Source organism: Streptomyces turgidiscabies Car8, assembly GCF_000331005.1.
In the GTDB taxonomy this organism is placed as follows: domain Bacteria; phylum Actinomycetota; class Actinomycetes; order Streptomycetales; family Streptomycetaceae; genus Streptomyces; species Streptomyces turgidiscabies.
In genome coordinates this window covers 1-13,722 of sequence record NZ_AEJB01000160.1, presented here as the reverse complement: position 1 = coordinate 13,722, position 13,722 = coordinate 1, and the positions used below count along the sequence as shown (strand labels likewise).

At 71.0% G+C, this 13,722-nt stretch carries 14 protein-coding genes; 6 read left to right on the top strand and 8 right to left on the bottom strand.

Going from position 1 to position 13,722, the window contains the following annotated elements; all coding sequences use genetic code 11:
- Positions 1-51: 51 nt before the first annotated feature.
- Together STRTUCAR8_RS54070 and STRTUCAR8_RS10200 are read right to left on the bottom strand one after the other, a co-directional pair.
- Positions 52-261 carry a hypothetical protein gene (locus STRTUCAR8_RS54070; protein ID WP_006375542.1) on the bottom strand — a complete coding sequence of 70 codons (210 nt, stop codon included), beginning with the start codon at positions 259-261 and terminating at the stop codon, positions 52-54.
- 19 nt (positions 262-280) lie between these two features.
- Entirely contained in the window at positions 281-781 is a 501-nt protein-coding gene (locus STRTUCAR8_RS10200) for an ATP-binding protein (protein ID WP_234372533.1), read from the bottom strand.
- Positions 782-989: 208 nt separating this feature from the next.
- On the opposite strand from STRTUCAR8_RS10200, the gene STRTUCAR8_RS10195 reads away from it, so the two are divergent.
- The 4 genes from STRTUCAR8_RS10195 (at position 990) to STRTUCAR8_RS10180 (ending at position 6,218) form a co-directional block, all read left to right on the top strand.
- The gene (locus STRTUCAR8_RS10195; protein ID WP_006375524.1) at positions 990-2,165 is read left to right on the top strand and encodes a flavin-containing monooxygenase; all 1,176 of its coding nucleotides are present in this window, start codon (positions 990-992) and stop codon (positions 2,163-2,165) included.
- Between the two features lie 147 nt (positions 2,166-2,312).
- On the top strand, positions 2,313-4,577 hold the full coding sequence (locus STRTUCAR8_RS10190; protein WP_006375546.1) for an acetate--CoA ligase family protein: 2,265 nt from the start codon (positions 2,313-2,315) through the stop codon (positions 4,575-4,577).
- A gap of 28 nt (positions 4,578-4,605) precedes the next feature.
- On the top strand, positions 4,606-5,520 hold the full coding sequence (locus STRTUCAR8_RS10185) for an enoyl-CoA hydratase/isomerase family protein (RefSeq protein ID WP_006375538.1): 915 nt from the start codon (positions 4,606-4,608) through the stop codon (positions 5,518-5,520).
- A 95-nt stretch (positions 5,521-5,615) separates the two neighbouring features.
- A complete protein-coding gene (locus tag STRTUCAR8_RS10180) occupies positions 5,616-6,218 on the top strand; it encodes a flavin reductase family protein (protein ID WP_044471964.1) in 603 nt (200 codons plus the stop codon).
- A gap of 62 nt (positions 6,219-6,280) precedes the next feature.
- Here STRTUCAR8_RS10180 and STRTUCAR8_RS10175 read toward each other — a convergent pair whose 3' ends face one another.
- From STRTUCAR8_RS10175 to STRTUCAR8_RS10165, 3 genes are read right to left on the bottom strand one after another with little or no spacing between them, the layout of a single operon-like run.
- Entirely contained in the window at positions 6,281-6,685 is a 405-nt protein-coding gene (locus STRTUCAR8_RS10175; protein ID WP_044471963.1) for a type II toxin-antitoxin system VapC family toxin, read from the bottom strand.
- Positions 6,678-6,953: a type II toxin-antitoxin system Phd/YefM family antitoxin gene (locus STRTUCAR8_RS10170; RefSeq protein WP_006375537.1), complete on the bottom strand. Its 276-nt coding sequence runs from the start codon at positions 6,951-6,953 to the stop codon at positions 6,678-6,680. The genes STRTUCAR8_RS10175 and STRTUCAR8_RS10170 overlap by 8 nt, the downstream gene beginning before the upstream one ends.
- Before the next feature lie 60 nt (positions 6,954-7,013).
- Entirely contained in the window at positions 7,014-8,372 is a 1,359-nt protein-coding gene (locus STRTUCAR8_RS10165; RefSeq protein WP_006375536.1) for an MFS transporter, read from the bottom strand.
- Positions 8,373-8,443: 71 nt separating this feature from the next.
- On the opposite strand from STRTUCAR8_RS10165, the gene STRTUCAR8_RS10160 reads away from it, so the two are divergent.
- Positions 8,444-9,484 (top strand): GlxA family transcriptional regulator, encoded by a 1,041-nt coding sequence (locus tag STRTUCAR8_RS10160; protein ID WP_006375530.1) that lies wholly within the window; start codon positions 8,444-8,446, stop codon positions 9,482-9,484.
- 6 nt (positions 9,485-9,490) lie between these two features.
- Here STRTUCAR8_RS10160 and STRTUCAR8_RS10155 read toward each other — a convergent pair whose 3' ends face one another.
- The 3 genes from STRTUCAR8_RS10155 to STRTUCAR8_RS10145 form a co-directional block, all read right to left on the bottom strand.
- Complete coding sequence (locus STRTUCAR8_RS10155) at positions 9,491-10,540, bottom strand: Zn-dependent alcohol dehydrogenase (protein WP_006375541.1); 1,050 nt, start codon at positions 10,538-10,540, stop codon at positions 9,491-9,493.
- A complete protein-coding gene (locus STRTUCAR8_RS10150) occupies positions 10,540-11,691 on the bottom strand; it encodes an acyl-CoA dehydrogenase family protein (protein ID WP_006375519.1) in 1,152 nt (383 codons plus the stop codon). Before STRTUCAR8_RS10150 ends, STRTUCAR8_RS10155 begins: the two co-directional genes overlap by 1 nt.
- A gap of 107 nt (positions 11,692-11,798) precedes the next feature.
- Entirely contained in the window at positions 11,799-12,719 is a 921-nt protein-coding gene (locus tag STRTUCAR8_RS10145) for an SDR family NAD(P)-dependent oxidoreductase (protein WP_006375534.1), read from the bottom strand.
- A gap of 106 nt (positions 12,720-12,825) precedes the next feature.
- Here STRTUCAR8_RS10145 and STRTUCAR8_RS10140 point away from each other — a divergent pair.
- Positions 12,826-13,722, top strand: an 897-nt coding sequence (locus STRTUCAR8_RS10140) for a cyclase family protein (RefSeq protein ID WP_006375525.1), incomplete at its 3' end; no start/stop codon positions are given.

The window sequence follows — 13,722 nt, the reverse complement described above, 5'->3', positions numbered from 1 at the left end:
CAGTTCAGCGCACGAACGCCGAACGCGCAAGGTGCGCACGTACCGGAACCGTCAGGCGAGGGCTCCGGCCGGCACCGATCGCCCGTACAGCTCGTCGAGACCCACCAGCACCACATCTCCGACGCGCGCGGCCTCGGTGCGCAGCGCGTCACTGAAGCCCGCGCCGCCGAAGCACGCCAGGGCACAGCGCGAGGTGTCCGTGCCCCGGGCGGCGAGGAGTTCCCGGGCCCGGCCCAGCCGTTCCAGGTGGCCGATCCCCATGGCAGTCCCCCACTTCGCCTCACCGAGCAGGGCGGCCGAGGGCGGCTTCCCTCCGGAGCCCGGTTCGAGGACAGCCACGTCGATCTGGATCTGCCGGCGCTCCTTCGGGTCGGCCACGACGCCACCGCCGACCTCCCAGAGACGTGCCCGGCAGGGAGCGCCCGGGCCCGAGCGTGTACTCGCGGCACACCGCCTCGAAGTGCGGACCGGCGACCTGGGCGGCGAAACGCTCACCCGACCGCGCCCAGACCTCCTCGGCCCGGCCGCTCTCCAGCCGCGCCCAGGCGGGGCGCATGACCGCCTCATAGAAGTTGATCAACGGTTCGGTGATCCGGTACTGCGACTTTCCGGCCCGGAACACGTCCGGTTCACGGGCCAGCAGGTGGCTGTCCTCCAGGACGTCGAGCGGGTGCGAGATGTCGACCGACTCGCGCCCGATGTATCCGGCGATACCGCCGCGCGTCGTGTCGCCCTGTGCCACGGCGGCCAGGACCGAGTGGTAGAGCGCGGTGTCGCGCATGTCCGCTTCCTCGGCGAGCAGATACCTCGCCGGGTAACAGATCGTGAGGAGCCGCCCGCCCCGCGAGGCCGAGCGTCACCGAACAACCACACGTCAGACCCACTGCGCCACGAGCCTCGCCCGCCTCCCTCACGGTCGTGATCAATCCGCAACCAATTCCGGTCTTGACCGAGACCTAACAAGTGAGCACGTGAATACGCTCAGGCACATGGCCGAATCACCCACACCGTCACCGTCCTCCGCCGCCCCCGTGTACGTCATCGGCGGTGGACCAGGCGGTCTCGCCGTCGCCTACGCGCTGCGGGCCCAGGGTGTACGGGCCGTCGTGCTGGAGCGGGGCGATCAGGTCGGCTCGTCCTGGCGGCGGCACTACGACCGGCTGCATCTGCACACCACCCGGCGACTGTCCTCGCTGCCGGGACTGGCGATGCCGCGTTCCTTCGGGCGGTGGGTGGCCCGGGACGACGTGGTCCGGTACCTGGAGAAGTACGCCGAGTTCCACCAGCTGGAGGTCGTCACCGGCGTCGAGGTGTCCCGCGTCGAGCGGACCGCCGACGGCACCGGCTGGCTGCTGCACGCCACCGGCGGGCGCGAGCTGACCGGCAGCGCGGTCGTCGTCGCCACGGGGACGAACCACACACCCCGGATCCCCGAGTGGCCCGGGCGCGACGCCTACGGCGGCGAGCTGCTGCACGCCGCCCAGTACCGCAACCCCGCCCCCTACGCCGGCCGCGACGTCCTCGTCGTCGGGATCGGCAACACCGGCGCCGAGATCGCCGTCGACCTGGTGGAAGGCGGCGCCTCACGGGTCCGGCTGTCCGTCCGTACCGCCCCGCACATCGTGCGACGCTCCACGGCCGGCTGGGCGGCCCAGTTCACGGGCATCGTCGTACGACGGCTGCCGGTGCGCCTCGTCGACCGGCTCGCCGGGCCGATGGCCAAGCTCAGCGTGCCCGACCTGTCCGCCCACGGACTGCCCCGCCCCGACACCGGCCTGTACTCGCGAGTGACCGAAGGTTCCATCCCGGTGCAGGACGTCGGCCTCATCGACGCCGTACGCAAGGGGCGCGTCGAGATCGTGGCCGCCGTCGAGAGGTTCGAGGACGGGAAGATCGTCCTCGCCGACGGCGAGCACATCGAGCCGGACGCCGTCATCGCCGCCACCGGATACTTCCGGGGACTGGAGTCCCTCGTCGGCCACCTCAACGTGCTCGACGCCCGCGGCAAGCCCGTCGTCCACGGCCCCCGCACCCCGAAGAACGCGCCGGGCCTCTTCTTCAGCGGTTACACCAACCCCATCAGCGGAATGTTCCGGGAAATGGCCATCGACGCGGTGCGAATCGCCAAGGCGATCGCACGACAGCAGTCCGTCGCGGCGAAGTAAGTCCCCACGCCCCATACGCCCCTTGGAAGGTGCCGCCCGGACCGCCAGCCCAAGAAGTTCCTCGCACGCCGGTTCCTGACGGAGTGTCAGTTCAGTAACCTGACACTGCGTCAGTTAATTGGCTGTCACACAGGAGCGGGCGGACCGATGCTTGGATCAACCCACGGCACCTTCACCACCGACTCCCGACGGGCCCGAGTCCTCGCCTGCGGCGAGCAGCCCTCACCCGTCGTGCACGGCAGGCCCGCCGATGTCGACGATCTCGACGTCAGCGGCCGGCCCCTGTACGCCGGCGTACCCGATCTCGACCGGTTCTTCCGGCCCGAGTCCCTGGCGGTGATCGGCGCCTCGGACACCGAGGGGCGGCCGAACACCGGTATCACCCGGCAGTTGCTGGCGTGGGCCGAGCGCGTCGGAGCCCGGCTGCATCCGGTGCATCCGACCCGCGAGGCCGTCTTCGGCATACCCTGCTTCCCTTCCGTCGCCGACCTGCCCGAGCAGATCGATCTCGCCGTACTCCTGGTCGCCGACCCCCTTCCGGTGGTCGAGGAGCTCGCCGAGGCCAAGGTGCGGTTCGCCGTCGCCTTCGCCTCCGGCTTCGCGGAGACGGGCGAGGCGGGCGCCGAGGCGCAGGCCCGCTTGTCCGACGCCGTCCGCCGCTCCGGCCTGCGGCTGCTCGGCCCCAACACCAACCTCAACGCCTTCGAGAACTTCCGCGAGGACCTCGACGGCCCCGCGATCGCCCTGATCACCCAGTCCGGCCACCAGGGCCGCCCCGTCTTCGCCCTCCAGGAACTCGGCATCCGCCTCTCCCACTGGGCCCCCACCGGCAACGAGGCCGATCTGGAGACCGCCGACTTCATCTCCTACTTCTCGGAGCGCCCCGAGGTGGGCGCCATCGCCTGCTACGTCGAGGGGCTGAAGGACGGCCGTGCCTTCCTCCTCGCCGCCGACCGGGCCGCCCGGCGCGGAGTCCCCGTGGTCGCGGTCAAGGTGGGACGCACCGAGACCGGCGCCCGCACCGCCGCCTCGCACACCGGCAAACTGACCGGCGCCGACAGGGTGGTGGACGCGGCGATGCGGCAGTTCGGAGTGATCCGCGTCGACGGACTCGACCAACTCCAGGACACCTCAGCCCTGTTGGCCCGGGCCCGCCGTCCACTCGCCGACGGGGTCGCCGTCTATTCGATCTCTGGCGGCACGGGCGCGCACTTCGCGGACCTGGCGACCGAGGCCGGGCTGAACCTGCCGCAGCTGTCCGCCGGCAGGCAGGCCGAGCTGCACCAGTGGATACCCGACTACCTGAACGTGGCCAACCCGGTCGACACCGGCGGGCATCCGGTCGGCGACTGGCGCGGCCGGAAGATCATCGACGCGATCCTCGCCGACCCGGCGGTGGGCGTCCTGGTCTGTCCGATCACCGGGCCCTTCCCCCCGATGAGCGACAAGCTCGCGCAGGACCTCGTGGACGCGGCCGAGCAGACGGACAAGCTGGTGTGCGTGATCTGGGGATCGCCGGTCGGCACCGAGTCGGCGTACCGCGAGACGCTGCTCGGCTCCTCCCGCGTGGCCACCTTCCGTACCTTCGCGAACTGTGTGACCGCCGTCCGCGCCCACCTCGACCACGCCCGGTTCACCGCCTCCTACCGCTCCCCCTTCGACGAGGCACCGCGCACCCCGTCGCCCAGTTTCCGCAAGGCGCGGGCGCTGATGCGGCCGGGCGAGACACTGAGCGAGCACGCCGCCAAGCTGCTGCTGCGGGCGTACGGAATCCGGGTGCCGCGCGAGCAGTTGGTGACCAGCGCGGCGGCGGCCGTCCGGGCGGCGGGGCTCGTGGGCTACCCGGTGGTGATGAAGGCGTCGGGCGGCCAGATCGCGCACAAGACGGAACTCGGGCTGGTGAAGATCGGGCTGACCTCGGCCAGCCAGGTCCGGGACGCCTACCGCGAGCTGACCGACATCGCCCGCTACGAGGGCGTGGACCTGGACGGCGTACTCGTGTGCCAGATGGTCGAGCGGGGCGTCGAGATGGTCGTCGGTGTCACGCACGACGACCTGTTCGGCCCGACGGTGACCGTGGGGCTCGGCGGTGTGCTCGTGGAGGTGCTCCAGGACACCGCCGTACGCGTGCCGCCCTTCGGCGAGGAGCAGGCGCGGGACATGCTGACCGAGCTGCGCGGGCGGGCCCTGCTGGACGGGGTCAGGGGGCGCCCCCCGGCCGACCTGGACGCGCTCGTCGAGGTCGTCATGCGGGTGCAGCGCATGGCCCTGGAACTCGGGGACGAGCTGGCGGAGCTGGACATCAACCCGCTGATGGTGCTGCCCCGGGGGCAGGGGGCGGTGGCGCTGGACGCGCTGGCGGTGTGCGGGCCGGGTCCTGACGGCCAGGACGTGAACCAGCAGCCGCTCTAGCCGCCACCAGAAACGGAGCAGCACTCCCATGACTTCCTCCCCCGAAGAATCCAGCACGCCGGAACCGAGCGGCCCGGCGCCGAGCACGTCGGAATTTCCGGAAGGGCCGGAAAAATCCGCCGATGCGTCTGAGTCATTGGTACTGCACGCCACTGACAATCAGGTCTCGTGGATCACCCTCAACCGCCCCGAATCCCTCAACGCCATCACCCCTGACCAGCGAGAACGCCTCATCCAACTTTTCTCGGACGCCTCCGCCGACCCCGCCGTACGAGCCGTCGTCCTCACCGGCACGGGCCGGGGTTTCTGCACGGGCGCGGACCTGCGAGGAGGCGGCGGAGGAAAAGGAGGAGGCGGCGGACAGGCCGCCGGGGAGCGGGTCGCCGGTGACGTGGCCCGCGTCATCCGCCTCGGCGCGCAACGCCTGATCTCCGCCGTCCTCGACTGCGAGAAGCCGGTGATCGCGGCCGTCAACGGCACGGCGGCCGGCCTCGGCGCCCATCTCGCCCTCGCCTGCGACCTGGTCCTGGCCGCCGAACAGGCACGGTTCATCGAGGTGTTCGTACGGCGCGGGCTCGTACCGGACGGCGGCGGGGCCTACCTCCTCCCCCGCCTCATCGGCCCGCAGCGCGCGAAGGAACTGATGTTCTTCGGCGACGCGCTGACCGCCCCGGACGCCGAGCGGCTGGGCCTGGTCAACCGGGTCGTCCCGGCCGAGGACCTCCACAAGACGGCCCGCGAGTGGGCGGAACGCCTGGCCACCGGTCCGACCCGCGCCCTCGCCCTCACCAAACAGCTGGTCAACGCCTCCCTCGACACCGACCGCGCCACCGCCTTCGCCGCCGAGGCCACCGCCCAGGAGATCAACATGACGACGGCGGACGCGCAGGAAGGGGTCGCGAGCTTCGTGGAGCGGCGAAGCCCTCGTTACGGCGGGCGCTGATCGCACCGATCGCTTTGACTGCCGTTGACTGCCTTACGGGGCTTCACTTCTGACGCTCCGTCAGTTCCAATGGAGGCATGTTGGGACAAGCGGGAATGGCGGCGGCTGCCGTACGTTATCTGAGGTCCGCGGGGTCACCCACAGTGGCACCCACGGTCGCGGCCCCCGTCGAGGCGTTGCCCCGGCCGGACTTACGCGCGGTCGGCGAGGACGAGCGGGTACCGGTCGCCCCGGCCGAGTTCCGGCGCGTCCTGGGCAACTTCGCCACCGGCGTCACGGTCATCACCGCCCCGGCGGCCGAAGGCGAGACCTCTCCCGCCGGCTTCGCCTGCCAGTCCTTCGCCGCCCTCTCCCTCGACCCGCCCCTCGTCGTCTTCATGGTCGGCCGTACGTCGAGGACATGGCCGCTGATCGCGCGCGCGGGCGTCTTCTGCGTCAACGTACTGGGCGCCGGCCAGGGCGAGTTGTGCCGAGGGTTCGCGAGAAGCGGCGCGGACAAGTTCGCGGGGGTCGAGTACGACGCGGCGCCGGTCTCCGGCTCCCCACGTCTCGCGGACACGCTCGCCTGGGTCGACTGCACGATCCACGCCGTCCACACGGGCGGCGACCACCTGATCGTCGTAGGACGGGTGGACGCGCTGGGGACGAGCGGCAACGAGGACACTCCGCTGCTGTTCCATCGCGGCCGATTCCTCTGACCCGATCAAAGTCCGGCGGAGGCCACAGGGCGTGGCCCGTGCGAACGGAGGCGGGATCCCGGTCAGACGGAGACCACGACCAGCGCGCCCTCCATTCCCTTGAAGTCGTCCGCGTTTCGGGTGTAGAGCGGCAGACCCCTCACCGATGCGATCGCGGCGATCATCAGGGTCACGCGACGCGGACGGGGGTCCTTGTTGGCCGCGATGGTCAGCGCGACCAGAGTGCCGTACCTGGCAGCGGCGTCCCCGTCGAACGGCAGGGGGTCGAAGTCCGCGACCGCGGCTCCCAGCTTCTCCATCCGGGCCGCCCGTGCGGCGGGATCCTTCGCCATGGCCACGCCCTGCTGCAGCTCAGCGAGTGTCACGGCGGTGAGTTCCGACACGAGGGGAAGATCCTCCGGACGGAGATCTCCCAGGTCGATGTAGGCACAGGTGTCAAGGACACCCTCGGGGCGGCGGTCAGCCACGCTTGCACTCCCAGAGGTCGTCATCGACTCGCTCCTCGCCCTCGAACAGCTCGTCCGCCTCCGCGCGCATCTGCGCGTGGTCGACTCGCGGAAGCATGCGGTGCCGGGCGACCAACTGCTCGGCGCTCAGCCTGCGCCGACGCGTCACCGGGCGCAGTTCGGCGACCTCTATGCCGTTGCGGGTGATGTGGTACGTCTCACCGGCCTCGACCGCATCCATGACGGCGGCGGAGTCGTTGCGGAACTCTCGCTGAGTGATCGTCTTCACATAACGAGTGCAGCCTTGCGTGTCTCGGTGCGCTACACCCTTGCCTGGCGTCGGAATCTCTCAGGCCAGGGCGCCCGTCACCAGACCCGACCCGCGCCTCCGTATCACCAGCGCCATCAACGCCGCCGCCGCGCACAGCGCCCCCGACGCGTACCAGACCACGTCGTACGCGCCGAAGACGTCCCGGGCCAGGCCGCCCAGGAAGGCGACGAGGGCCGCGCCGACCTGGTGGGAGGCGAGGACCCAGCCGAAGACGATCGCGCTGTCGTCGCCGTAGTGCTCGCGGCACAGGGCGACGGTGGGCGGGACCGTGGCGACCCAGTCGAGGCCGTAGAAGACGATGAAGAAGAGCATCGGCGGGCGGACCGACGGGCCGAGCAGCATCGGGAGGAAGAGGAGCGAGACGCCTCGTAGGGCGTAGTAGACGGCCAGGAGGCGGCGCGGGTCGTAGCGGTCGGTGAACCAGCCGGAGGCGATCGTGCCGACCACGTCGAAGACGCCGACGACCGCGAGCAGTGAGGCGGCGGCCGTGATGGGCATGCCGTGGTCGTGGGCGGCGGGCACGAAGTGGGTCTGGATCAGGCCGTTGGTGGAGGCCCCGCAGATCGCGAAGGTACCGGCGAGGAGCCAGAAGGGGCCGGTGCGCACCGCCGACAGCAGTACCTGGATCGTGCGGCGTGCCGCGCCCTGGACGGGGGCCGGCTTCGGTACGAACTCCGTTGCCCCGTACGGCTTCAGGTCCACGTCCGCCGGGTGGTCGCGCAGCAGCAGCCAGACGAAGGGGACGACCGTGAGGGCCGCCAGGGACACCGTCACGGCGGCCGGGCGCCAGTCGTATGTCTCGATGATCCAGGACAGCAGCGGCAGGAAGATCAGCTGGCCGGAGGCCGAGGCGGCGGTCAGGATGCCCGTCACCAGGCCCCGGCGCTCGGTGAACCAGCGGTTGGTGACCGTCGCCGCGAAGGCGAGTGCCATCGAACCGGTGCCGAGCCCGACCAACAGGCCCCAGCACAGCATCAGTTGCCAGGCCGCCGTCATCCACACGGTGAGGCCGGAGCCGAGGGCGATGACCGCGAGGGCGACCGCGACGACCCGCCGGATGCCGAAGCGGTCCATCAGCGCGGCGGCGAAGGGGGCTGTCAGCCCGTAGAGCGCGAGGTTGATGGAGACGGCGGCGCCGATCGTGCCGCGCGACCAGCCAAAGTCGGTGTGCAGCGGGTCGATGAGCAGCCCGGGCAGGGAACGGAAGGCGGCGGCGCCGATGATCGTCACGAAGGTGACGGCGGCGACGAACCAGGCCCGGTGGATGCGCGGGCGCGGGGTCCGGCCGGGCTTCTGGAGTCGCCCGAGGGCGTTGGCGGCCTCGGCTGCATCTGCTGCATCTGCTGCATCTGGTGTCTGTCTCGGGGTCGTCGTCACGCTGTCAAGCTTCCGACCTGCGCACTCCCCGATCGAGTGGCCGGGAGGACAGCATTCGCTAGGATCGGGCCATGCCAGCCATGCCATTGCCGCCGAAAGACAGCGACTCCCAGGCGGACGCGGAAGGTTTCCGTCCCCACCGCGTCGTCGTGCTCGCCCTCGACGGTCTGCTCCCCTTCGAGCTGGGCATCCCGCACCGCATCTTCGGCCGCCCCAGGGACGCCCTGCGCCGGCCCCTGTACGAGATCGTGACCTGCTCGATCCGCCCGCCGGGCCCGGTCGAGACCGACGCCGACTTCGCCATCCAGGTCGCCCACGGTCCCGAGGCCCTGGCAGGCGCCGACACGGTGATAGTCCCGGCGTCGTACGAACTCGGCCCGCTGTTCGAGGAGGGTGTGCTGACCGACGAACTGGCCGCCGCCCTCGCCCACATCCGGCCGGGCACCCGCCTCGCCTCCATCTGCACCGGCGTGTACGTCCTCGCCGCCGCCGGCCACCTGGACGGCCGCCCGGCCACCACGCACTGGGCCGACGCCGAGCACTTCCAGCGGCTCTTCCCGAAGATCAGGGTCAACGCGGACGTCCTGTACGTCGACGACGGCGACGTCCTGACCTCGGCCGGCGTCGCGGCCGGGATCGACCTGTGCCTCCACATGGTGCGCCGCGACCACGGCACCGCCGTCGCCAACGAGGTGGCCCGCCGTACGGTCGTACCGCCGCACCGCGACGGCGGGCAGGCGCAGTACATCCAACGCCCGGTCCCGGAAACCCAGTTGGCGACCACGACCATCGCCCGCGCCTGGGCGCTCGGCCGCCTGAACGAACCGCTCCAACTGCGTGACATGGCCGAGCAGGAAGCGATGTCGGTACGTACGTTCACGCGCCGGTTCCGTGAGGAGGTCGGCGTCAGCCCCGGCCAGTGGCTCACCCAGCAGCGCGTGGAGCGGGCCCGGCATCTGCTGGAGTCCAGCGACCTGTCCGTCGACCAGGTGGCCCGTGACGCGGGCTTCGGCACGGCCCAGTCGATGCGGCAGCACCTGCAGACGGCGCTCGGGGTCACGCCGACCGCGTATCGCCGTACGTTCCGGGCGACGGCCCCCGCCCGCCGGTGACCGCGCTCAGAACGTCAACACCCCCCGCGCGACCCGCCCCGCCTCCGCGTCCCCGACCGCCTTCTCGAAGTCCTCGACGGGGTACGTCTCCGTCACCAACTCGTCGAGCAGCAGCCGCCCTTCGCGGTACAGCTCGGCGTAGAGCGCGATGTCCCGCTGGGGGCGCGAGGACCCGTAGCGGCAGCCGAGGATCGACTTGTCCAGGTACATCGACGAGACGAGGAAGGACGCCTCGGCGGTCGACGGCGGTACGCCGAGCAGGATCGCCTGGCCGTGCCGGTCGAGCAGGTCGACCGCCTGCCGTACGAGTTCGACGCGCCCCACGCACTCGAAGACATGGTCCGCGCCCGTCGGCAGTACGTCCCGCACGCCCTCCGTCGAGGTCAGGAAGTGGGTCGCGCCGAACCGCCGCGCCACCGCCTCCTTCGCCGGGTTCGCGTCCACGGCGACGATCCGCAGGGCGCCCGCGATCCGGGCGCCCTGAAGAACGTTCAGCCCGACCCCGCCCGTGCCGATGACCACGACGGTGTCCCCGCGGTCGACGCGGGCCCGGTTGAGCACGGCGCCCACCCCGGTCAGCACACCGCAGCCGATGAGCGCGGCGGAGGGCATCGGGATGTCCTTGGGGATGCGTACCGCCTGCACGGCCTTCACCACCGTGCGTTCCGCGAAGGCCGAGTTGGACGCGAACTGGAACACCGGCCGCCCGCCCCGCGTGAACGGCCGCCCGGGCCGCCCGATCGCCTGCCGGCACATGGTCGGCCGCCCCCGGTCGCACTCCGCGCACGCACCGCAGTTCGCGAGCGTCGACAGCGCCACATGGTCCCCTGGCACCACATGCGTGACACCGGCCCCGACCGCCTCCACCATGCCCGCGCCCTCGTGCCCGAGCACGACAGGGACGGGAAAGGGGATGGTCCCGTCCACCACGGAGAGGTCGCTGTGGCACAACCCCGCCGCCGAGATCGCCACCAGCACCTCTCCGGGCCCCGGGTCCCGCACCTCCAGATCATCGACGACCTGGATCTGCTTCCCGTCGAACAGCACACCGCGCATCAGACGACCCCCTTGGGCTCTCGCGGCAGACCGAGCAGGCGCTCGGCGATGATCGTGCGCTGGATCTGGTCGGAGCCGCCGTAGATCGTGTCGGCCCGGGAGAACATGAACAGGTGCTGCGCTGCGTCGAGTTCGTACGGCGCCGAGGGCGTCCAGTCCGACGGCCCGACCCCCGCCCCCGCGCCCCTCACCAGCACCGCCAGTTCTCCCAGCCGCTGGTGCCACCCGCCCCACAGCAGCTTGGCCACACTCGACGCGCCCGCGTCCGCCGAACTCCCCAGCGTCCGCAGGGCGTTCCAGCGCATCGCCCGCAACTCGGCCCACTGCCGGACGAGCCGCTCCCGTACGACGGGATCGGCCACCGCCCCGCTGTCGACAGCGGCCTGCACCACCCGCCCCAACTCCCCCGCGAAGCCGATCTGTTGGGCGAGTGTGGACACCCCCCGCTCGAACCCGAGGAGATTCATCGCCACGGTCCAGCCGGCGCCCTCGCCTCCCACGAGATGCTCGGCGCGTGCGTGGGCCCCGTCGAAGAAGACCTCGTTGAACTCGCTGGTCCCGGTCATCTGCCGGATCGGCCGAACCTCGATCCGCCCCGGCTGATCCATGGGAACGAGCAGAAAACTGAGCCCGCGATGCCGGACCGACCCCGCCTCCGTACGGGCGAGCACGAAGCACCAGTCGGCTTCGTGGGCGAGGGAGGTCCAGATCTTCTGCCCGGTGATCCGATACGTCCCGTCGGCGGCCCGTTCAGCCTTCGTGCTCACCCCTGCGAGGTCCGACCCTGCCCCCGGCTCGCTGTAGCCCTGGCACCAGAGTTCCTCCCCGGCGGCGATCGGGGGCAGGAACCGGCTGCGCTGCTCATCGGTACCGTGCGCCAGAAGCGTGGGGGCGAGCAGGTTCTCCCCGATGTGCCCGGACCGCGTCGGCGCCCCCGACCGCGCGTACTCCTCGGCCCAGACGACCTGTTGGGTAAGCCCGGCAATGCGATTCCCATAGCCCGACTCCCCCCAGGAAAGCCCGATCCACCCGGCCTTCCCAAGGACCCGCTCCCACCCCCGCCGCTCAACCACCCCACCAACATGCGCACCAAGCCAAGCCCGAGCTTCCGCCCGGAACTCCTCGTCCCCGACCCCGAACTCAAAGTCCACAGACCCTCTCCTCTCGACACGGGCCGCGTGATCAGACCTAGGGGCGCGGGGAACTGCGCGACCAGCCACAACGCACCCGCACCCGCCAACCCACACGCACCCCCGAGCTACTGGGCGTTGGGCCGCAGCCCATCCCGCGCCGCCGATTCCATCCGCTCCAACTGCAAGAGCATCGGCATCGGATCCACCCCCACCGACCCCGGCAAGAACTCCGCGATCGTCTCCGGCGTCCACCCGCCGGAGGCAGACGCATACGCCGCCCGCAACTCCCTCGGCTGTGCCCACACCGCGATCTTCGGCCCGGCGACCGTGTAGACCTGCCCGGTGATCCGCTGCTCCTTCGCCCGGTCGGACAGCAGGTACACGACCAGGGCGGCCACATCCTCCGGCTCCCCGATCTCCGCCAGTTCCATGGGCACGTTGGCCGACATCCGCGTACGCGCGACCGGCGCGACCGCGTTGGCGGTGACCCCGTACTTGTGGAGCCCGAGCGCGGCGCTCCGGACGAGCGAGATGATCCCGCCCTTCGCCGCGCTGTAGTTGGCCTGTGACACCGATCCCTGGTGGTTTCCGCTGGTGAAGCCGATCAGCGTTCCCGTCCGCTGCTTCCGCATCACCGCCGACGCCGCGCGGAACACCGTGAACGTGCCCTTGAGGTGGGTGGCGACGACCGGGTCCCACTCCTCCTCGGACATGTTGAACAGCATCCGCTCGCGCAGGATCCCGGCGACGCACACGACACCGTCCAGGCGGCCGTACGACGACAGCGCCACGTCCACGACCCGTTGACCGCCGGCCATGGTCGACACGTCGTCGGCGACCGCGACGGCGTCCCCGCCCGCCGCCTCGATCTCCTTGACGATGCCGTCGGCGATCTCGCTCGTCGGTGAGGCGCCGTCGATGGAGACCCCGTAGTCGTTGACGACGACGCGGGCCCCCTCGGCCGCCGCGCCCAGCGCCACCGCCCGGCCGATGCCCCGGCCGGCGCCCGTCACGGCGACCACCTTGCCTGCCAAGAAGTTCCCCATGTCCGGCCCCTTCCCGCGGTTTCTGACGGACCGTTAGATTTTATGACCCGTCAGATATCCGGAGGCAAGCCCCGGGAGGGACCGGACTCCAGGAAGGACCGGACTCATGTCATTGCCGGCCGAGTTCCACGCCATGGCCAAACGCGTGAACAACTGGGGGCGTTGGGGGGAGGACGACGAGATCGGCACCCTCAACCTCATCACCGACGCAGTCGTACGCGCCGCCGCCGCGACCGTCCGCACGGGTCGCCGTATCCCCCTCGCCCTTCCCCTCCAGCAGGACGGCGTCCAGACCGGCGCGATCCCGGGCCGGCTGAACCCCGTACACGCGATGGTCCAGATCAACCAGGAGCTGTTCGGGCCGCCGGGCGGCGGAACCGTCGCGACCAGCGACGACATCGTGACCCTGGGACTCCAGTGCGCGACCCACTGGGACGCCCTCGCGCACGCCTCCCACTCCGGCAGGCTCTACAACGGGCGCCCGGCGGCCACCATCACGGCCCACTCCGGCGCCGAGTTCGCCGGCGTCGACAAGGCGCGGCACATCGTGTCGCGCGGGGTGCTGCTGGACGTGGCCCGCGCGCGGGGCGTCGACCGGCTCGACGGGGGGCACGCGGTCACCCCGGAGGACCTGGACGCGGCGGAGGAGCTGGCGGGCACGCACGTGCGCGCCGGCGACATCGTGCTCGTACGGACCGGGCAGCTCCAGGTGTACCTGGCCGGCGACAAGCACGGGTACATGTATCCCTCGCCCGGGCTGTCGGTCCGTACGCCGGAGTGGTTCCACGCGCGGGATGTCGCGGCGGTCGCGAACGACACGATCACCTTTGAGATATTTCCGCCGGAGTCGGAGGATCTCTGGATGCCCGTACACGCGCTCGACCTGGTGGAGATGGGGATGCCGCAGGGCCAGAACTGGAATCTCGAAGAGTTGTCCACAGCCTGTGGACAAGAAGCCCGGTACGAGTTCCTGCTGTCGGCGACCCCCGAACCGTTCACGGGC

Coding starts and splice junctions, on each gene's coding strand:
- STRTUCAR8_RS10185 (WP_006375538.1), top strand. CDS start 4,606: ATGACTTCCTCCCCCGAAGAATCCAGCACGCCGGAACCGAGCGGCCCG.
- STRTUCAR8_RS10200 (WP_234372533.1), bottom strand. CDS start 781: ATGCGCGACACCGCGCTCTACCACTCGGTCCTGGCCGCCGTGGCACAG.
- STRTUCAR8_RS54070 (WP_006375542.1), bottom strand. CDS start 261: ATGGGGATCGGCCACCTGGAACGGCTGGGCCGGGCCCGGGAACTCCTC.
- STRTUCAR8_RS10180 (WP_044471964.1), top strand. CDS start 5,616: ATGGCGGCGGCTGCCGTACGTTATCTGAGGTCCGCGGGGTCACCCACA.
- STRTUCAR8_RS10145 (WP_006375534.1), bottom strand. CDS start 12,719: ATGGGGAACTTCTTGGCAGGCAAGGTGGTCGCCGTGACGGGCGCCGGC.
- STRTUCAR8_RS10190 (WP_006375546.1), top strand. CDS start 2,313: ATGCTTGGATCAACCCACGGCACCTTCACCACCGACTCCCGACGGGCC.
- STRTUCAR8_RS10195 (WP_006375524.1), top strand. CDS start 990: ATGGCCGAATCACCCACACCGTCACCGTCCTCCGCCGCCCCCGTGTAC.
- STRTUCAR8_RS10160 (WP_006375530.1), top strand. CDS start 8,444: ATGCCAGCCATGCCATTGCCGCCGAAAGACAGCGACTCCCAGGCGGAC.
- STRTUCAR8_RS10155 (WP_006375541.1), bottom strand. CDS start 10,540: ATGCGCGGTGTGCTGTTCGACGGGAAGCAGATCCAGGTCGTCGATGAT.